Source organism: Bacillus sp. PAMC28748, assembly GCF_014250415.1.
GTDB classification, from domain to species: domain Bacteria; phylum Bacillota; class Bacilli; order Bacillales; family Bacillaceae; genus Bacillus; species Bacillus licheniformis.
On record NZ_CP060192.1, the window covers coordinates 1,124,893 to 1,144,332 of the forward strand.

The following is a 19,440-nucleotide window of genomic DNA, read 5'->3' on the forward strand; positions in this document are numbered from 1 at the left end:
AATGATAATCGTTATCATAATATGATTATAGGCAATAAGTCACCTTCCATTTAAAAGGAGATGTGTCAAAACCGGAACATTTTTATGAGAATATAAAAAAGCGAAAAACCCCGGCGATACAATCTTTCGCTCTGGCTTTTCGCTCTATCAAGTTATGTCGTTAACCTGCATGATGGCGCACTTTTTGCTCCATTCGCCTCTTTTTCGGCACATAAATTTTTCCGACAAACATATAGCCGTACTTCAATTTATTGACGGCCCAGGATATGAAAACCGCAGCGCCTGTAGAAATGAAAAACAAAAGCAAAACAGCCGATACCGTACCGATGCTGTCAAGGGCGGTTAAGATGACCAACCCGAAAATCAGGATAAAAGCGTGCAGTAAATAAATAGAAAAAGAATAGTTGCTGATCATCATAATCAGCTTCGGTACCGACTTCAGTTTTGAAAACAGGTGGAAGCATAAGAAAATGATGCTTGTCGAATAAAGCAGGATATCCGGACGCTTTGACGTCACCGCGATGTCTTGGCCGAAGTAGGAAACCGCTACAATGAAACATCCGGTCACAGCAGCCGCCGCATACACCGCATGCCTGTACCGTTCCAGCAATGCCAAAAAGCGCTCGTAATTCTTGCCGCAATAATAGGCCAAACAAAAGTAAAAGAGCCAGCCGGGAAACGGCACCCACGAAAAAGGAAACGGCGCCTCCTCCTGAACGACCGGAGGTTGAATGAACGTGAAATAGCTCAAATAAGCCGCTGTGACCGCAAAAGAAATCGAAAGCACCCATTTAGGCGAAGCCTTTTGCAAAAATGAATGGAAGCACATGTGCAGCAAGTAAAATTGAAAAATGACGAGAATGAAGTAACCGATGAAATTCCCCAAGAATATATTCGCCAACAGTTTTTTAATAATGACCGATGCATGAAATTGCTGCATCATCAGACCTGCGGTCATAAAAGCATCCAAAACAGCGATAAATAGAAAAGGGATGAAAATTGTTTTAAACCGCTTTTTTAAAAACCCTTCCGGAACACCACCAGGATAGGCATGCGCGAGCAAAAATTCGGAAATGAAAATAAACGCCGGCGTACTGAACATCAGGAGCGTTCTGAAAGATTCAACAACCCGGAAAACCGCATCTCCGAGCATGTCCGCCCGCACCATGAGCACCATTGATATCGCATGAAGCAAAACAACGCTTAAACAGGAGATGCAGCGAATGACAAAAATTTCTTTTACTTGCAAATCGATCACTCCTCTTTCAAATTTGAAATAATATCAAATTAACATAATCATCCAAATGAAGGAAGAGGCAAAATACATAGGTATGTTTATCCCAAATTTGCCGGCTGCAAGTATAAAAAAAAGATTAGACACGTAGTCTAATCTTTTTTAAATCGCCGCTTTTATCTGTTTTGTATAGTAGAAGCGGACGATGAAGTAATATATGACCTGGATGGCGAAGAACACGCCGAGCACCATTGCAGATTCCTTGAAGAGGTTGTACTGAAAGGCATGCGATAAAGCGGTCAGCGCCACAGCTCCATGGACAAGGGCAACAGCGATAGGCGCGAAGAACAAGATGCCGATCTGCCTGTTCAGCACTTTATGCAGTTCGCGGTCTGTTAAGCCCATTTTGGCAATCGATTTGAATTTCTGCTTATCATCGTCCAAATCAGTGTACAACCGGAAATAGAGGAAGCTTCCTGCTGAAACGAAGAAGACGATTCCGATAAACAGTCCGACAAATAATATCGGGCCATACCCTTTGCTTATATTATATACCTCATAATCTACAGCCCCGAAATACATGTAATCCAGTTTCTTTTGCAAAGCCTCCCCGGCTTTCACTAAAGCCATGCCGTCAGCTTCTTTTGCCTGCCATGCATAGAACCGGTTTTCGCTTTTCGGTTTTTTCAGCTGTGCGAAATCTTTGTCTGTCACAATATAATAGCTGGGTTCAGATAACGCTTTTGAACGGATCGTTTGATCAGCCTTCAGTTGTTTTCCATTTGCAAAAGGGATTGACGAAGGGAGCTGCTGGTCATCATCTCCCTCTAAGCCGATCTTGACCTCATACTCGGCAGCCGCCGCTTTTCCGTCTTCAAGCTTGACGTGGTCGGCTCCGACGAGATCGGCAAACTTGTTATAGTCAGATTCTTTCACAATCAGCATGTCATTGCCGCCGACATCGAAATATTGAAGGACAGCTGAAGCTTTGTCTGTTTTGATATTTCTTTCATCCAGTGTGTCATTGATGAAAGCCACGTCTTTTTCGATGTGTTTGTTTGTTTCCGGCGGCTTATATGAGAACGTATGCGGGTTCATCTCTTTAATTCCGTTTGTCACCAGAGTTTGGAAACCGTACAGCGTCCCAATGGCGCTGAATGCGACAGTAGAGATAATGGCCACCATAAAAAACGTCCGCGCATTGTCTTTCATCCTGTAAGACAGATCAGAAAACAAAATCATATTCGTTTTCCGCCAAAACAGGGTTTCCCGTTTTTTGAGCCTGCGGATCACATAAACACTCAGCTGCGTAAACAGCAGATATGTGCCGATAATGACAACAATCGTCACCGGCACCATCGCCACAAGAACGCCTCCTTCTTTGACAATCAAAGCGGTGTAATAGCCTCCGGCAAGCAGCACAGCAGCAACCAGCGTAAGCAAGGCAGATGCTTTCGGCTCCCCTTTGGAGATTTTGTTCCCTTTTAACAGAACAATCAGCTTCTCGCTCCTGAGCACAAACGACACAAGAAAAGAGATAAATAAGAACAGACCGTTAAAAGAAATAAACGTCACAATCATCGCCATCAACGGGAAGTAAAAATCGAGCTTGTTATCAATAATCAGGACATTTTCCGCAGTGAGCAGTATCAATTTGGCGAAGACGAGCCCGAGCACAATCCCGCCGATTGTCGCAAAAAATCCAATCAGCATATTTTCAAGAAATACCATCATGCGAATTTGGCGCATCGACATCCCTTGAATCATTAAAACGCCGAATTCCTTTTTTCTCGATTGAAGAAATGAACTCATCGAGTACAGCACAAAGAAAAAAGAGAAGACAAAAATAATGCCGCCGGCGACCAGCAGGCCAAAGGATGCATGCTGCCCGATGCCGGAAGTCAAAGAATCACTGGTCATCACCGGGTGGAAAGCAAAAATCGCAAATGCGAAAAAAACCATCACCGTAAACATGCTGCTGAGAAAATAAGCGGCATACAGCCTTTTGTTGCGAATGACATTGTTAAACGCGAACTGACGAAAGGTCATTTGCATCCCCTCCCAACAAGGACAGTGTATCGAGAATCTTTTGGAAAAACGCTTGGCGGTTATCGCCGCGGTTGATCTCCGAATACAGCTTTCCGTCCTTAATAAAGACGACCCGGTTGCAATAGCTTGCCGCCTGAGGGTCATGCGTGACAAGCATCATGGTCGCTTTTTCATTGCGGTTGATCGACTCAAGCATTTCCATCACATCTTTGGATGACTTTGAATCAAGGTTGCCTGTCGGCTCATCGGCAAGCAGAAGCTTCGGCGAATGAATCATCGCTCTTGCTACAGCGGCGCGCTGGGCCTGACCGCCCGATATCTCATATGTGCGCTTTTTCATGATCTGGGTAATCCCGAGCTTTTCGGCCAATTCGTTTGCCCTCCGCTTCATTTCCTTGACCTTTTCGCCGTCAAGCGTCAAAGGAAGTACGATATTTTCTTCAACGGTTAATGTCGGCAGAAGATTAAAGTCCTGAAACACAAATCCCAGCTCTCTGCGGCGAAATTTAGCCAATTTTTCTTTTTTGAGAACATGCGGGTTTTGGCCGCTGATCAATATTTCGCCCGTCGTCGGCTCATCGATCGTTGCAATCATATTTAATAGGGTCGTTTTTCCGCTTCCCGACGGCCCCATGATCCCGACGAATTCACCTTTATCAATTGTTAGGTTAATATCTGTTAACGCGCGGTACGCAATTTTTCCTTCGTAAATCTTACTGGCTTGTTTGACCTGAAGCATCACAAGATCTCCTTTCACCTTTAACTTTCGATCTGTGACCAGTTTACCTAAATCTCTTGTTGATGAACTATCGATTCTTCTTTCACTTTCATTACATCGATGTAAGGTTTTGCGTAGCCGTGAAAATCAGCCGAATTGTCGTGCCTTTCCCTTCTTGTGAATCAAGTTCGATCCGGTGGCCGAGCTGGTCAGCCGCCGATTTTGCCAAGTAAAGACCCATTCCGGTCGATTCTCTGAAACGGCGTCCGTTTTCTCCTGTGAAAAACGGGTCGAAAACCCGCTTTTGATCTGTATCCGGGATGCCGGCGCCGAAATCTGCCACTTCCAATACCGCTTCCGAATCATTTTCGTATACAGAAATAATGACTGTATTGCTTTTCCCCGCCGAATATTTGACCGCATTGTTGACAAACTGGGAAATGATGAAAAACAGCCACTTTTCATCTGTTTCGACGGTGATGCCTTTTTTGATTTCTTTGAACTTAGGATAAACTTGACTGCGAATGTAAAAGCGCTTATTTTCGCGATTGACCTCGTGAACGATATCCGCCAATGCGACCGGTTTTATACGGAAATCCTGTTCGATCGTCCGCAGTCTGGCCATATAGAGAATCGTATTGAGGCCCGTTTTCATCCGCTCGGTCTCCTCGCGGATGCTGGATGATTCCGGTTCATCCAAATTTTGAGCCGTCAGTTCGATGACCGACAACGGCGTCTTCATTTGGTGCACCCATTGATCCATGAAAGTCAAATGCTCTTTTTGGCCAAGCTCCAGCTTCTTTAATTCTTGGCGGTATTGCTTGTACTGGCTTTTCAGCAGCTGTTCAAGCGCTTCCGACAAAGGGGATTGGGGCTGATTCGATTGCCTGAAGGTGTCATCCAATGACTCCAGCCCGCTCGTCATCCGTTTGTAGAACTTCCGGCGCGTATAGTAATGGTAGAAAAGATAGAAGCCAAGAAAGAAAAAGCCGAGAAAAACGGCATAAAAAGCCGGTCTGATGTGCTGATACCCATCAAGCCAGTACACTGACAGCATTGTGATAAACTGCAGCGCCTGCACGGCAATCAACAAATAGTGCTCTTTGAAAAAAAGCTTCATTCCTCTCCCGCCTTCACCCAGGATACATTCAAGCGATAGCCCGCGCCCCGCACTGTTTCCACTGCATCTTCAATACCGAGCTCCTGAAACTTTTTTCTGACGCGCGTAATGTTGACATTAAGCGTGTTTTCATCCACATATGCCTGATCATCCCACAGCTTGGCCAGCAAATCTTCGCGGCCTGAAATTCTCGGATGGCGTTCCATTAAGCTTTCAATAATATCCGCTTCTTTTTTCGTCAAAGCAGCCGTTTGACCGGCAAATGTCAGTTCAAGTCTTTCCGGATACAGCCGCAGCCCTTCTTTTTCCAGCAGCCGTTCCTCCGCCTTCGCCGCGTATTCGCCGTAAGCCCTGCGAAGCTGGCTGCGTATTTTTGCCATGACGATCTCGGCGTGAAACGGCTTGGTGATAAAGTCATCTCCGCCGTTTTCCAATGCCATCACCTGATCCATTTCACCTGTCCGCGCAGAAATAAACAAGACGGGGCAAATCGATTCCTGGCGGATTTGCCGGCACCAGTAGTAGCCGTCAAAGCTCGGCAGGTTAATATCAAGCAGAACAAGATCAGGCGCCGTGCTTCTGAACTCATCCATGACACGGTCAAAGTCTTTCACTACATGAACGTTGTATCCGTATTTGACAATATGCAATTTTAACAAATCTGCAATTTTCGGGTCGTCTTCTACAATCATCACTTTTTGCATCTCGGTCTCTCCTTTTGGTTTGGATATATTATGACACGAAGCGGTCTGATAAACAAAAACTGCCGCGATCCATCCTACCTTACAATCATGTAAGTGTATTGTAATAGGAATCAATATCTTCTCTCTGCGCTTTTTTATAAAATAATACCATCCACAAAACTGAATGAAAGAGGAGACGGTATATGAAGACACGGGCGGGCGGCCTGATTGCCGCGGTTCTGATCGCCGTTGCCGGCGTTTTTATCCTGCAGAAAGCGACAGGAGGCCTTGTGCCGCTGGCCGATGATTATATACAAGGCCAGGGAAAGCCTGAGGCTTATTATCTCAAAGCTGAGGATCATGCAGAAAAGCCGGATAACGGAAAGTACAACTACACATTAACCGGCTATGACGCGAGCGGACACAAACAGCAGATTGAGGCAGAGGCAGACGAAAAACTGCATCCCGGCGCTTTCATCAAAGTATTGGCGTACGGAACGAAAGCCAAAAGCTTGACTGAAGTACACGAAGAAGAAATCCCCGAGGGCGCTTTGGCTGCCATGAAAACCAATTAAAACCCCATCGCCGGATGGGGTTTTCTGCTTAATATTTAAATCGATTGATAATGGTTTGAAGTTCTTCAGCCAATTGGGACAGCGATTCCGCTGCATATGAGATTTCTTCCATTGAAGCCAGCTGCTCCTGGGTTGAGGAAGCAACCGCTTTTGTGCTGGCTGACGTTTCCTGTGATCCGGAAGCCAATGTTTGAATGGTGTTTTGAACCATTTCGACACCTGATGTCAGCTGCTGAGTAGAAGCCGCGACTTCTTGGATTTGAGAAGCAACCTGTTCCACCAAGTTTAAAATTTCGTTGAAATTACCGGTCGTCTCCTGCGACAAAGCTATACCGGAGCTGACATTTTCTTGAACGACTTTAATATTATTTACCGTTTCTACCGATTCATTTTGGATCGTTGTGACCAATGATTGAATGTGGTTCGCTGACTTATTCGTTTCGTCCGCCAATTTCCGGACCTCTTCCGCCACGACGGCAAACCCTTTTCCTTGCTCTCCCGCTCTTGCTGCTTCAATTGCCGCGTTCAGCGCCAGCAAATTCGTCTGCTCCGAAATATCGGTGATGAGCGAAGAAATGTTGCTGATTTCCGCCGTGCTGGACACGAGCGCCTGCAGGCCGCTGCCGGCCGAGTCGACTGACTTATCAATGAAGTTCATTTGTTCGAGCATTTTATGAACGGACTCGGAGCCGATTTCGGCTTTGTCTCTCATCGAAGACGACAGATCCGCTATGCTGCCTGTATTGGAGGCAACAGATGATAAACGGTCCAGCAATTCATGAATTGCTTCTGAACTCTTTTCTGTCATTTCGCTTTGCGTCATGTTGCTGTCGGCGATCGCCTGCATCTCTTCGGAAATCAGTTCGGAAGTCGATTTCGATTCCTCCGCGCTTGCGGACAACTGTTCAGAGGATGCGGCGACTTGCTCAGACGAGCTGCTGATCTGCTTCACAATTTGCGTCAGCGACTGGACAAAAGCATTGAAAGAATTGGCAAGCTGGCCGAACTCGTCTTTATTTTTGACGATCACTTTTTTCGTTAAATCCGCCTCGCCGTGGGCGATGTCCTCAAGCTGCTGATTCAGGCTTCTCAACGGTACCAGAATAGACTTCAAGAGCAGCAGACTCAAAACAATTCCCAATATCGCTGATACTCCTGTGACAGCGATGATGACCCATTCGCTCATCGTCCCATTGGCTCTGATCTCTGCTTTCAGATCATCCACCTCTTGTTCCAGGCTTTCGACCAGCTGATTGACAGACGGATCGAGGACATCTTTTCTTAATGTTCTTTCCTCTCCGAAATGGATCGATTCCGCTTTTTTAAGGCTTGAAGCGTAAGTCTGCATGACTTGTTGATTTAAATCCCAATAAGCCTTGAAGTTTTCTTTAATTTCTTCGACGTTCGCTTTGTATGATTTTTCCCGGATCAGTTTTCCGGCCCGGTCAAGACTCTTTAAAACATCGTCGGCCTTGTCCTTCATTCCTTCACTGTATTCATCGTCTCCGGTCATAATAAGGGCTCTCTCGTCATTCGACAAGCCGGTCAGACGGTATTGAATATGCTTAATCTCTTTTTGAAATTCCATCTTGTCCTTAAGTTCTTCATTCTTTTTCACCGTAGAAGAAATCATAAAAACAGAGGAGATTCCGATTCCGAGGATTGAAACGACTAGAATTGATATGATTCCCAGCAGTTTTGTTTTCACTTTCATTATGGTGATCCTTTCTCCTTTATGTCATCAATGATGAAAAACAGTTTTCAAATCAAACATCTTCTTCCCTCCATAGTATCGACATATTTCGTCCGAAGAAAAAGCTCTGCCGGGAAGGCAGAGCTTTTAATGAATTGGTTTACTTGGCGGGCCCGCCGATTTGGTATGTTCATAGAAGTGGTGAAAATAATCATTTGTCTCTGCTTTGATGACTTTCCAAAGCAGCAGGATGGCGATCAGGTTTGGAATCATCATCAGCGCATTCGCCATATCGGCAAACGCCCAGACGGTGACGAGGTTGGCAACCGTCCCGATGCCGCAGGCGAGGATGTAGACCAGCCTGTAGCCCGCAATTCCTTTGGCGCCTGCCAAATATTCGAAGCACTTTTCTCCGTAAACATACCAGCCGACAATTGTAGAGAAGCCAAAGAAAATGACCGACAGAGACACAATGTATTCGCCTGCCGCGCCGAGTACTGAAGCAAAAGCTGCGCTTGTCAATGCCCCGCCTTCCAGGCTGGCATTATGGGCCACGCCTGATATCAAGCCGCCGGACGGGTCCCAGAAACCGGTAATGATAAGGGTTAAACCGGTCATTGTACATACCACGATCGTCACGATAAATGTCCCGGTCATTGCGACGAGCGCCTGTTTTACCGGATGGTCTGCGCGCGCATTTCCGGCGATTAGCGCGGCCGTCCCAAGGCCTGCTTCGTTTGAGAAAATACCGCGGGATACCCCGTTCCGAACCGCTTCAGATACGGCAATTCCAAGGAAGCCGCCGGCTGCCGCTACAGGGTGGAAAGCATAATAAAAAATCAGCTCAAAAGCCGGAATAATCTTGTCATAATTCAAAATCAGAATCAAGATCGCCCCGCCCATGTAAAGAAAAGCCATGATCGGCACAAAGAAGCTGGCAACGGTGCTGATCCGCTGGATGCCGCCGAAGATAATGACGCTGACGAGAATGACGAGAATCAGCCCTGTCACCCAGTTTTCGATGCCGAAGCTGTTCTTCGTAATATCAGCGATCGTATTGGATTGGACACTGTTGCCTATCCCCAAAGCGGCAAAAGCTCCAAACAGCGCAAAGGCGATGGCGAGTCCTTTAAATTTGCGGCCGAGTCCGTGTTCGATATAATACATCGGCCCGCTTGAATATTCCCCTTTTTCATTTTTTACGCGGAATTTAACAGCCAGCAAGGCTTCCGCGTATTTCGTTGCCATCCCCAACAGCCCGACAACCCACATCCAAAAGATCGAACCCGGTCCGCCGAGTGTCAATGCCGTCGCGACACCTGCGATATTTCCGTTTCCGATCGTAGCGGCGAGCGCTGTCATCAAAGCCTTAAAATGGCTCACATCCCCTTCGGCAGCCGCGTCTTTGCTGTCTTCTTTGCCAAACCCGATCTTAAACGCATAGATCAGGCGGCGAAATTGCAGTCCTTTTAAAACAATCGTTAAAAATAAGCCTGTCCCAAATAATAAAATTAAACTGGGCGGCCCCCATAGTACCTTATTAATCTTGCCTAGTATTTCTAAGATATCCATATGACTCACTCCTGACAAAGATAACGCTTTCATAGCTGCATGAGATATTCTATCACAATGGAAAATGGTTATGTTTGTGAAACGACACAAAATGTAATCGCTTACATTTGTTTTTTTAACAAAGCTATTTTTTAAAGAAAAAAATTTTAATAGATAACTTATCTCCTCAAGCCTTTCACCTTATTCAACGTTCACCAATTTGTTAAATTTCACAAAAAAGCGCTTACATTTTTAATTTTACACACGATGCTCTTCCCGATTCAGAGATTTATACTAGCGGTAGAATCATATTTCATTTGAGGGGGACGACATCATGATCATTGGAATTCCTAAAGAAATTAAAAACAACGAGAACCGTGTAGCCATTACTCCGGCCGAAGTAGTCGCGCTAAAAAAAAGCGGTCATCAAGTTTTAATTGAACAGGGAGCCGGGCTTGGAAGCGGATTCGAGGACGCCGACTACAAAGCAGCCGGGGCGGACATTTTGGCTGAAGCGAAAGATGTGTGGGGAAAAGCGGATATGGTCATGAAAGTGAAAGAGCCGATCAGCTCTGAATACGGCTATTTCCGAAAAGGACTTGTTTTATTTACTTATCTGCACTTAGCGGCTGAACCTAAGCTTGCGAAAGCGCTTGTGGACAGCGGCGTCACAGCCATCGCTTACGAAACGGTCGAAGTGAACCGGACGCTTCCGCTCTTGACTCCAATGAGTGAAGTCGCCGGACGCATGGCTTCGCAGATCGGCGCGCAATTTCTTGAGAAATCAAAAGGCGGCAAAGGCATCCTGTTATCGGGCGTACCCGGTGTAAAACGCGGCAAAGTCACGATCATCGGCGGCGGAGTGGTTGGTACGAACGCTGCCAAAATCGCTGTCGGACTTGGCGCTGACGTCACTTTGATCGACTTGAGCGCTGAGCGCCTCCGTCAGCTCGATGACCAGTTCGGCAAAGACATTCAAACGCTTATGTCCAATCCGCTCAACATTGCGGAAGCCGTAAAAGACTCAGACCTTGTCATCGGCGCCGTCTTAATTCCTGGTGCAAAAGCGCCGAAGCTTGTCACAGAAGAGATGATCAAGTCGATGTCGCCAGGTTCAGTTGTTGTAGACGTGGCGATTGACCAGGGCGGCATTATCGAAACGGTTGATAAAATCACTACGCATGACGATCCGACTTACACGAAGCACGGCGTTGTCCACTATGCCGTCGCCAATATGCCGGGAGCCGTTCCCCGTACATCAACGATCGGCTTAACAAACGTCACCATGCCTTACGCCTTGCAAATCGCAAATAAAGGCGTTGAACAAGCAGTCGCCGAAAATCAGGCGCTCGCTCTCGGCGTCAACGTTGCAAACGGAAGCATCACCTACAAGGCCGTCGCGCGCGACCTTGGATATGAATATGTATCTGTAGAAGATGCATTTCAAACGGTAACCGCTGGTTAAGCGGATTCTCTTGAGAACATTTTAACAACTCTTTCTGACTGTCCTTTCACGAAAAAAGGCTGGATGATATCCGGCCTTTTTTCCATTCTGCTTTAAACATTCAAGGCCGCTTTCCGGCAAACGGCGTCGCCTTCATCTAAGAAACCGGCCACAAGTCAATTTTTGAATGGTGTTCCCGTATCAACATATTGAAACACATGAAGCGACGGCAATGGACGTCCTTTAAAATCAAACAATGCCTGATTGTCTACGGCGCTGCCGCCAAACCACTTTCCTGCGTCTTCCGGGTCATATTCAGCAGCATAGCTTGTAGCCCAGCCTGATCCGTATGTCTCCCAAAGCGCTTTATTTTTCTCGAGCCGGTGAGCCGGTCCTACCGGAATCCATGCCGGTTCCCAATAGAAAACGCCGATTCCGGCTTCACCTACGTCGCTGACCGCTTGAATCACATCACGGACCGCGTTCGCCTGCCCTTGAACGGTGACCGGATAATTCAGCGTTTGGCCGTTTTTCGGAGCTGTATTTCCGTGTCCGTCTCCGTCTTCAGCCGTATACGTATAAGATGTCTCAGCAACCATGACTTTTTTGCCGTACGTATCTGCGACAGATGTCAGGACGGATGTTAAATTCTTCAGCGTGCCATGCCAAAACGGATAATACGAGCTTGCAAACACATCGTAGTCTACATGATGCCGATGAAGCGTCTCGGCAATCCAAACGTACCTTCCTGACGTCTCCGGATTGGTAAAATGCAAGGCGACTAGGATATTCGAATCCGTCTCTCGCACCGCTTGACTCCCGGCGTTGAATAATTGGCTCATCTTCGCCCAATCCGTTTCACCGGCAAGGCCCCCGTTTGTTTCGTTACCGACCTGCACCATGCCGATGTCGATGCCCGCTGCTTTCATCGCTTTAAGGCTTTGTTTTGTATATTGATAAAGCGCCGTCTTTTTATCTTCAAAGTTTAGGTTCGCCCATGCTTTCGGCGCTTTCTGTTTCGCCGGGTCCGCCCAGAAATCGGAATAGTGGAAATCCGCCAGCAGCTTCATTCCGTTGGCAGTGGCCCGTTTTCCGATCTGAATCGCTTTTTCCAGATCATTATTGCCCCCTCCGTAGCCGTTGGCATCATAGGGATCATTCCATATGCGCACCCGGACATAATTGACGCCTGCTTCCTTCAGCGTTTTGAATATATCCTGTTTCTTTCCGGATTCATTGTAAAAGGCGACGCCGCTCTCTTCCAAAGCGATGATGCTCGAAACATCAACCCCTTTTATAAAATCCTTGCGAAGCCCTGAAACCTTTTCAACATAAAGGCCGCTTTTTGCCGTCCCTGAATCTCTGGCGGCTTCCGCCGGACCGCTTGTTCCAAATGCGCCCAAAACAAATATCAGCACCACAAAAACAGCCAGCACGTTCTTCATCAATCTCGCTTCTCCCCTTTCATAATAGACACACAAGCAAAAAGAAAACGCTTTCATTATTCACCCGGAGAAACATCCACCTTAAAGCGGATGTCCTCCCAGGCCTATTCTTTTGCTTTTACCGCTATTCTGGCCTCATATTTTTCCAATGTGACTTCGCCGGCCAGCGTTTCTCCGGTCAGCATATCTTTAACTGCCGACGCCAACACGACGGGCTGACGTTTTTCCGTGAAATTCATGATGAAAATATAGTCATTTTCCTCATCCTGTCTGACTTGAACGGAGACGCCAGGCTGATGTTTCACGTCAAGAGCCGGTTGAATCGCAAGCTCTTTAATCAATGTTCCATAAAAATCCCGATGAAATTGGCTGCTTAAACGCGCACCGATATAATACGTTTTCCCCTGTTTGTATGGATGGCTCGTCACAGCCGTCGTGTCCGCATAAAAGTCGTCCTCATAGAATCCCTCGGGATCTGCCGTACTGAGCTTCAGCACGGTCGCGTAATCTTTCAGCTCATACGACCGGTTTTGATAACGGACCGCATTTTTATCGCCCGGATAGAGTGTATCGGTTTCAACAGGCTCCATGCCAAACATCTCTTGCAGATCTTTTGGCCATCCGCCTAAATAGGTCAGATCAGATTCGTTGACGATTCCGCTAATATAGGTCATCACCAATGTGCCCCCGTTGGCAGCAAATGCCTTTAAGCGCGCGATTGTTTCTTCGCTTGCTAAGTAAAGCATCGGAACGATCAGCAGCCGGTACGATGAAAAATCCTGTTCCTTCGTAATCACGTCGACTGGAATATCACGCTCCCAAAACGCGCGGTAGTGCTCGTGCAGGGTTTGGGGATACCGCTTGGTTTTCATCCCGAATCCTTGTGCATCTTGGAGGGCCCAATGGTTTTCCCAATCGTAGAGAATCGCGACATCCGCAGGCCGGATCGTTCCGGTGACTTCAGACAGCGCTTCAAGGGTTTGCCCGACTTTTGCCACTTCTTTAAACACGCGGTTCTCGGAACAATTGTCATGGCCGACAACCGCACCATGAAATTTTTCCGATGAGCCGCGGGATTTCCGCCATTGAAAATAGAGGATGCTGTCAGATCCGTGTGCGATCATCTGCACAGAAGACAGGAGGTGCATGCCCGGCCGTTTCGCTTTATTAAAATCGTGCCAATTGACAGCGCTTGGCGTCGATTCCATTAAGAGAAACGGCTGCTGTTTCAGGCTGCGGTACAAATCATTGATAAAGCCGACTTTCATGGCCAAATCTGCTGTGCTTTCCCAATCGTTGTGCCAGGCGGGATACGCGTCCCAGCTGATCACGTCCAGGTGCTTGGCAAACTTGCTGTAGTCCAGCCCTTGAAACGGAATTAAATCATGCGTGTCCGCCATAAAATTGGTCGTAATCGGAATATTCGGCGTGATTTCCTTTAACGGAACGATTTCATTTTGAAAAAAAGAGATCGTCTGGTCAGTGACGAAGCGTCGCCAGTCTAAATTCAAGCCGTGCACCGCATTTTCCCCGATCGGAGACGGCGATTCAATCTGTGACCAATCGTTGAAGGTGTGGCTCCAAAAAGGCGTCCACCATGCGTCATTCAAAGATTTAATATCATGGTTGTACTTCTTTTTCAGCCAGTCTCTGAAGGCGTGCTGACATTGATCACAATGGCATTCTCCTCCGTATTCGTTGGAAACATGCCACATCAAAAGGGCATGCTGGCTGCCGTACCTTTCAGCCAGCATGCGGTTGATCTCTTTCGTTTTTTCACGGTATACGTATGAAGTGAAGCAATGATTGTGCCTTCCGCCGTGCAGCTGTTTGACGCGTTCAGCATTCACGCGCAGCACTTCCGGATACTTTTGCGACAGCCAAGCAGGACGGGCGCCGCTCGGTGTCGCCAATATAATCCGGCCGCCGTTCCGGTGAATGCTCTCAAAAATATCATCCAGCCATTCAAACGTATAGACGCCTTCCTCCGGCTCAAGGGCGCTCCATGAAAAAATCCCCACTGAAAATGTATTCGTATGGGCAAGCTTCATCAGCTTGATGTCATCTGCAAGAATATCCGGACGGTCAAGCCACTGATCCGGATTGTAGTCTCCCCCGTGAAGCATGTATCTTGCTTGGGTCGTATAAATTTTTGGCATAATACTCTCCTTTTTTAGACCATTTTCTCCTTCGGACTATCCTTTCGTTCCGCCTGCCGTCAATCCTGACACAAAGTTCTTTTGCAGCATGATAAAGATGACGGCTACCGGTATGCTGATCAAAATAGCGCCGGCGGCAAACGTCGTATAGCTGGCTCCCATCACCTCATTGACTAAATTGTATAAACCGATCGGCAATGTATACGACTCCGGTGTCCGCAATATCGTCGAAGACAAAACGAAATCCCCGAGCGGCCCGGTGAATCCGTTCATGGCAACGACCGCGATCATCGGTTTGGATAGCGGCATAATAATCTGCAGGAAAATCCTTGTATTGCTTGCGCCGTCAATCTTAGCGCTCTCATCCAAATCGATGGGAATGGAGTCCATATACCCTTTCATCAAATACGTGTTCATCGGTATGAGCCCGCCGATGTACAGCAAAATCAGCAGCCAATGGCTGTTCATCATTCCAAGCATCTGCGCTAAAACGAAGAGCGCAACCAAAGCCGAAAATTGAGGAATCATTTGCAGCAGCAAGAATAAAACTAAAGCGTTTTTCCTTCCTTTAAAACGAAACCGTGAAAAAGCATAAGCTGTAAAAGAAACGCTGATGACCGATCCGATCATCGTAAAGATGCTGATTTTCAGCGAGTTTATATACCATTGCCCGTATTGGAGGCTCTCTTTGCCGGCGAATAATTCTTTATAGTGATCCAATGTCGGATTTGCCGGAATGATAGAAGTGCTGACCAAACTGTTGCCGGGATTAAAGCTGGCCCCCACCGTCCAAAGCAGAGGGTATATGATAACGGCTGTCATAAAAGCCAACAGAGAATAGGTCAGAAGGAGCCGAAAGAATCTTCTTTTCTTCATACGTTAAGCCCCCTCTTTGAAAGAATTTGTCCGTCTGAACTGCCACAGTGCAATTGAGATGACAAAGACCGACAGCAGGATCGTCAATGCGGCGGCTAAAGAGTACTGGCTCGACTGCATCGTCAATTTGTAAATCCAGGACACCAGGATGTCGGTTCCTCCCGCTGTTGACCCGGGAACAGCCGGACCGCCTCCATTGAATAGATAAATAATATTGAAGTTATTAAAATTAAAAGTGAATTGCGTAATGATAATCGGCGCCATCGCGATTAAAATCAGCGGCAGTGTAATATGCCTGAATTTCGAAAACGCAGACGCTCCGTCAATCGTCGCCGCTTCATAAAGGTCATCCGGAATCGACTGCAGAACACCGGTTGTTACAATGAACACATACGGAAATCCGAGCCAGCCCTGCATAAGAATAAGCGCCAGCTTCGTCCAATTGGCATTCGTCATCCAAGGAATCGGATCGATGCCGAATGCGGCGAGGATTTGATGATTGAAAGCACCGAAGCTGTCATTAAAAAGGCCGGCAAACACGAGAATGGTAACAAAACCGGGCACGGCCCAAGGCAAGACAAGAATCGTCCGGAAAATTTTTTTAAAGCGGACTTCCTTCTGATTGACGACAACCGCCAACAAAATTCCCAACCCGACTTGGAGCGTGGAAGCGACAAGCGTCCAAACAATGGTCCAAGCTAAAACATCCAAAAAGGTCGACCGCCAAATATCAACGGTGAAAATTTCGGAAAACGTTTTAATTCCTACCCAATCGACAAGGCGGGCAGGCGGAGAATGGTAGAGGTTATAGTTTGTAAAAGCTAATGCAAAGCTGAACAAAATCGGAAAAACAACGGCAAAAACCAGGATGAACAGCGATGGCCCGCTGATGAGATACGGATATCCCTGAGCTATTAAATTATGATATTGTTCCTTGAGTGAACTGAGCTCCTTTTGTTCATCGCGCCTCTTTCCGTTTTGGTAGGCGTCCCGCAAATTGGCGTAATAGACAGCCAGCCCAAAACAGGTGACAATCACAGCAATAATGCCTTCTGCCAATAGAAAAATCGAGTTGTCGCGCGGCACTTCGGTTCCAAGCGTAAACAGGCCCCACAGCCCCATATTCAGCAAATCGCCAAAAACCGCAAAGAACGAGACGCCTAAAAGAAGGAATAACAGACCCTTTATCCATTGTTTATTGTAGAATTGGCCCAGACCGGGAATAATTGATAATAGTAAAGCTTTTTTGCGATGCTGCACCTTCTCCTTCACCTCTTTATATGGACGTGCTTATAATAAATGGCGCCAAACTTAAGACAAGTTTGACACCACCGCCCGCGGCTTATTTGCTGCCGCTGTGCTTCGCTTTGATCTGTCCTTGTATCGTTTCCGCGGCTTGATCAAGCGCTTTTTTCGGTTCGGCTTTTCCGGTTGCAATTGTTTGCAGAGCCGCATCCGCCGGCGTCCATACTTCATTCATCTCAGGAATATTCGGTGTCAACTCTGAGTACTGAGATTGCTCGGCAACGGCTTGAGCCGCTTCGCTTTTTGTGACGGCAGGATCATCCGCCAGTTCTTTGACTGCGGGAACTTCTTTTGTGATCTCATATCTCTTCTTTGAGTTTTCTTTATTGGCGAGGAAGACGACTAATTGTTCGGCTAGATCGGCATTCTTCGAATAAGCGCTTACATTGTAGCTCTTCACGCCGACAAAAGAACTCATATGCTTGCCGTTGGACAGTTTAGGCAGCTTGGCAACCCCGTAATTGATACCCGCTTTTTTGAACGGTTCCAGGTTCCACGGGCCTGAAATGATCGCTGCTGCTTTTCCTTCCGTAAACAGCGATTCCAGCACATTGATGCCCTGCTCCCCAATAATTCCGGCAGGGAACAGCCCCTCTTGGTAAAACTTCTGAATGTACTCGGCGCCTTCGACTGCACCTTTGTTGTTCAAGCCTAGGTCGGCCGGATCATAAGTGCCGTCGGCATCGCTTTTAAAAATGTAGCCGCCGTACCCTCCCATGACGCTCTGTGCATAATAAATCTGGTCAAACAGCGCCAGGAAGCCGAATTTTTTGCCGTCAGCCGTTTTTTTGGAATACTCATACCATTCATCCAGCGTTTTCGGCAGTTCTTTTTCAGAAATTAAATCTTTATTATAGTAGAGCATCGTTGTTTCGACCGCTTTCGGCAGGCCGTAGACCTTGCCGTTTGTCACCTGCGATCTCATGGCAGGTTCCGTATAGATCGATTGGATCTCTTTGTCCACCTTTAATTCCTTGATCAAACCTTCCGTTACCGCTGTCCCGATTTGGTCTCCGGGCATCGTTAACACATCCGGACCCGTTCCCGCCGGTCCATCCATCCGCAAGTCTTCGATCTGCTTTGCGTAAGGCTTTTCAACGACTTTGACAGATACGCCGTGCTCTTTTTCAAATTGGGCGACGGCATCTTTAATGCCTTCGCTTTTCTCTTTATCTTCCCAGACCACGAGTTCCTTTTGCTTCGAGTCTGATGCTCCATTGCTGCTCTCTTTAGGCCCGCAGGCAGTTAAAGACAAACTGAGAGCAATGACACTGCTGATTCCAACATATTTTTTCATATTCATCATTTGTCTCATTCCTTTTATTGGAGTGAAAGCGCTTTACAAAAACAATATAGCATGTCTTAGGAAAAGTGTAAACAATTATTTTACTTATTCCAGTAAAATGTTTTACGAAAAAAGCGCGGCTTGTGAACAGCAGCCCGCGCTTTTTTAATTGGTGCTTTTCCTGACCACCAGTTCGGCACCGATATATAGCGTTTTTACAGCTTTTCTTTTTTGAAGTATTTGTTCCAAAAGCAATTCAATAGCGTTTTTGCAAAGCTCTTTAATATCGATATGGAATGTCGTCAGCGGGGGAGATACGTATTTCGCTACACTGATGTTGTTGATGCTGATGATGCTGACTCTGCCCGGGATGGCGATCCCTTTTTCATTTAAGGCCTGAAGGCAGCCTACGGCAATCGGATCCGCCGCTGTAAAAAAGGCCGTCGGCAGCTTTTCTCCCAATGTTTCAACTGCTTTGTCCATCAGATGGTAGCCGTTTTCCACCGAAAAACCCCTCCGGCAAAAAATAAAGCTTTCCTCCAAGAGCCCTTTTTCCTTCATATATTCGCGAAACGTTCGTTCCCTTACGTCCATTTCGTCTTCATCTGTATTGGGGTTGTGGTACGTACCTCCGATAAAGCCGATCTTTTCATGCCCTTTCTCAATGAGAAAATCTACCGTTTTCCTCGTCATCTGCTTTAAGTCCGGCCTCACTGAATCAAAGTGATTCGGATCAGGCGTCGAATCGATAAATACACCGTGAGGCGTCATCTGTCTTAATCGGATTAATTCATCATCTGAAAACGAGCCGACGGCAATGAATCCTTCTATGTTTTCGGGAATGGCGTCAATGCCTCCCGAAATTTTATACGTTGCCAGTTCGACGTTGAATTGCTTTGCGAGCTTCTCGATTTCCAGCCTCATCGTTTTAAAATACACGTCTTCGAGCTCTTCCTTATCCGTCAGCCAGTACAGAAACGCGATGTTTTTTACCAGTGTCCTGATCGTTTTCTTGCGGTAGTTCAGGCTTTCCGCCACTTCAAATATTTTCTCCCGCGTCTCATCGGGTACGGAAAGGCTTTCGTCGTTATTCAATACGCGGGAAACCGTTGAGATGGAATACCCCGCCTTTTCTGCAACATCTTTTATCGTCGCCACGATTGTAAAACCTCCATATGAACACCTTTATTTTAAATATCAAATTTTTTAGTAAAATATTTTACTAATTTAACGTTGATTTGCGTAAAAGTCAAGTGCTGATTGCCCTATCCCCGCCAATAAGGATTTTACATGAAAACGCTTC

The 19,440-nt window shown here is 46.7% G+C and carries 15 protein-coding genes; 2 read left to right on the plus strand and 13 right to left on the minus strand.

Annotation, left to right across the window (positions count from 1 at the left end; genetic code table 11):
• Nucleotides 1–160: 160 nt before the first annotated feature.
• The 5 genes from H7F26_RS05710 to H7F26_RS05730 all read right to left on the minus strand — a co-directional run bounded on the left by H7F26_RS05710 (nt 161) and on the right by H7F26_RS05730 (nt 5,825).
• Nucleotides 161–1,249, minus strand: a complete 1,089-nt coding sequence (locus H7F26_RS05710; RefSeq protein WP_003177863.1) for an acyltransferase family protein — start codon at nt 1,247–1,249, stop codon at nt 161–163.
• A 147-nt stretch (nt 1,250–1,396) separates the two neighbouring features.
• The gene (locus H7F26_RS05715) at nt 1,397–3,283 is read right to left on the minus strand and encodes an FtsX-like permease family protein (RefSeq protein WP_017474424.1); all 1,887 of its coding nucleotides are present in this window, start codon (nt 3,281–3,283) and stop codon (nt 1,397–1,399) included.
• Entirely contained in the window at nt 3,258–4,022 is a 765-nt protein-coding gene (locus H7F26_RS05720) for an ABC transporter ATP-binding protein (protein ID WP_003177865.1), read from the minus strand. Before H7F26_RS05720 ends, H7F26_RS05715 begins: the two co-directional genes overlap by 26 nt.
• 91 nt (nt 4,023–4,113) lie before the next feature.
• Nucleotides 4,114–5,121, minus strand: a complete 1,008-nt coding sequence (locus tag H7F26_RS05725) for a sensor histidine kinase (protein WP_003177867.1) — start codon at nt 5,119–5,121, stop codon at nt 4,114–4,116.
• Nucleotides 5,118–5,825, minus strand: a complete 708-nt coding sequence (locus H7F26_RS05730) for a response regulator transcription factor (RefSeq protein ID WP_009329989.1) — start codon at nt 5,823–5,825, stop codon at nt 5,118–5,120. Before H7F26_RS05730 ends, H7F26_RS05725 begins: the two co-directional genes overlap by 4 nt.
• Before the next feature lie 182 nt (nt 5,826–6,007).
• Between H7F26_RS05730 and H7F26_RS05735 the strand changes: the two genes are divergently transcribed.
• A complete protein-coding gene (locus H7F26_RS05735; RefSeq protein WP_003177872.1) occupies nt 6,008–6,379 on the plus strand; it encodes a YxeA family protein in 372 nt (123 codons plus the stop codon).
• A 28-nt stretch (nt 6,380–6,407) separates the two neighbouring features.
• Here H7F26_RS05735 and H7F26_RS05740 read toward each other — a convergent pair whose 3' ends face one another.
• On the minus strand, nt 6,408–8,093 hold the full coding sequence (locus tag H7F26_RS05740; protein WP_009329990.1) for a methyl-accepting chemotaxis protein: 1,686 nt from the start codon (nt 8,091–8,093) through the stop codon (nt 6,408–6,410).
• Between the two features lie 126 nt (nt 8,094–8,219).
• The gene (locus tag H7F26_RS05745) at nt 8,220–9,644 is read right to left on the minus strand and encodes an alanine/glycine:cation symporter family protein (protein WP_021837835.1); all 1,425 of its coding nucleotides are present in this window, start codon (nt 9,642–9,644) and stop codon (nt 8,220–8,222) included.
• Between the two features lie 313 nt (nt 9,645–9,957).
• On the opposite strand from H7F26_RS05745, the gene ald reads away from it, so the two are divergent.
• The gene (ald, locus tag H7F26_RS05750) at nt 9,958–11,088 is read left to right on the plus strand and encodes an alanine dehydrogenase (protein WP_021837836.1); all 1,131 of its coding nucleotides are present in this window, start codon (nt 9,958–9,960) and stop codon (nt 11,086–11,088) included.
• A 155-nt stretch (nt 11,089–11,243) separates the two neighbouring features.
• On the opposite strand, the gene H7F26_RS05755 is transcribed toward ald, so the two are convergent.
• From H7F26_RS05755 to H7F26_RS05780, 6 genes are all read right to left on the minus strand, one after another.
• A complete protein-coding gene (locus H7F26_RS05755) occupies nt 11,244–12,512 on the minus strand; it encodes an arabinogalactan endo-beta-1,4-galactanase (RefSeq protein WP_035336689.1) in 1,269 nt (422 codons plus the stop codon).
• A gap of 104 nt (nt 12,513–12,616) precedes the next feature.
• Nucleotides 12,617–14,671 carry a beta-galactosidase GanA gene (locus H7F26_RS05760; protein ID WP_003177882.1) on the minus strand — a complete coding sequence of 685 codons (2,055 nt, stop codon included), beginning with the start codon at nt 14,669–14,671 and terminating at the stop codon, nt 12,617–12,619.
• Between the two features lie 36 nt (nt 14,672–14,707).
• Nucleotides 14,708–15,547 carry a galactooligosaccharide ABC transporter permease GanQ gene (locus H7F26_RS05765; protein ID WP_003177884.1) on the minus strand — a complete coding sequence of 280 codons (840 nt, stop codon included), beginning with the start codon at nt 15,545–15,547 and terminating at the stop codon, nt 14,708–14,710.
• Between the two features lie 3 nt (nt 15,548–15,550).
• The gene (locus tag H7F26_RS05770; RefSeq protein ID WP_003177887.1) at nt 15,551–16,807 is read right to left on the minus strand and encodes a galactooligosaccharide ABC transporter permease GanP; all 1,257 of its coding nucleotides are present in this window, start codon (nt 16,805–16,807) and stop codon (nt 15,551–15,553) included.
• 82 nt (nt 16,808–16,889) lie between these two features.
• Nucleotides 16,890–18,158, minus strand: coding sequence for an arabinogalactan oligomer ABC transporter substrate-binding protein GanS (locus H7F26_RS05775; RefSeq protein ID WP_003177889.1), 1,269 nt, complete (start codon nt 18,156–18,158; stop codon nt 16,890–16,892).
• A 144-nt stretch (nt 18,159–18,302) separates the two neighbouring features.
• Nucleotides 18,303–19,295 carry a galactan degradation operon transcriptional regulator GanR gene (locus tag H7F26_RS05780; RefSeq protein WP_003177891.1) on the minus strand — a complete coding sequence of 331 codons (993 nt, stop codon included), beginning with the start codon at nt 19,293–19,295 and terminating at the stop codon, nt 18,303–18,305.
• Nucleotides 19,296–19,440 lie beyond the last annotated feature (145 nt).

What these genes read in the sequence shown, in the direction of transcription:
- H7F26_RS05715 (WP_017474424.1), bottom strand. Translation starts at nt 3,283, where the DNA reads ATGACCTTTCGTCAGTTCGCGTTTAACAATGTCATTCGCAACAAAAGG.
- H7F26_RS05720 (WP_003177865.1), bottom strand. Translation starts at nt 4,022, where the DNA reads ATGCTTCAGGTCAAACAAGCCAGTAAGATTTACGAAGGAAAAATTGCG.
- H7F26_RS05725 (WP_003177867.1), bottom strand. Translation starts at nt 5,121, where the DNA reads ATGAAGCTTTTTTTCAAAGAGCACTATTTGTTGATTGCCGTGCAGGCG.
- H7F26_RS05730 (WP_009329989.1), bottom strand. Translation starts at nt 5,825, where the DNA reads ATGCAAAAAGTGATGATTGTAGAAGACGACCCGAAAATTGCAGATTTG.
- H7F26_RS05735 (WP_003177872.1), top strand. Translation starts at nt 6,008, where the DNA reads ATGAAGACACGGGCGGGCGGCCTGATTGCCGCGGTTCTGATCGCCGTT.
- H7F26_RS05740 (WP_009329990.1), bottom strand. Translation starts at nt 8,093, where the DNA reads ATGAAAGTGAAAACAAAACTGCTGGGAATCATATCAATTCTAGTCGTT.
- H7F26_RS05745 (WP_021837835.1), bottom strand. Translation starts at nt 9,644, where the DNA reads ATGGATATCTTAGAAATACTAGGCAAGATTAATAAGGTACTATGGGGG.
- ald (WP_021837836.1), top strand. Translation starts at nt 9,958, where the DNA reads ATGATCATTGGAATTCCTAAAGAAATTAAAAACAACGAGAACCGTGTA.
- H7F26_RS05755 (WP_035336689.1), bottom strand. Translation starts at nt 12,512, where the DNA reads ATGAAGAACGTGCTGGCTGTTTTTGTGGTGCTGATATTTGTTTTGGGC.
- H7F26_RS05760 (WP_003177882.1), bottom strand. Translation starts at nt 14,671, where the DNA reads ATGCCAAAAATTTATACGACCCAAGCAAGATACATGCTTCACGGGGGA.
- H7F26_RS05765 (WP_003177884.1), bottom strand. Translation starts at nt 15,547, where the DNA reads ATGAAGAAAAGAAGATTCTTTCGGCTCCTTCTGACCTATTCTCTGTTG.
- H7F26_RS05775 (WP_003177889.1), bottom strand. Translation starts at nt 18,158, where the DNA reads ATGATGAATATGAAAAAATATGTTGGAATCAGCAGTGTCATTGCTCTC.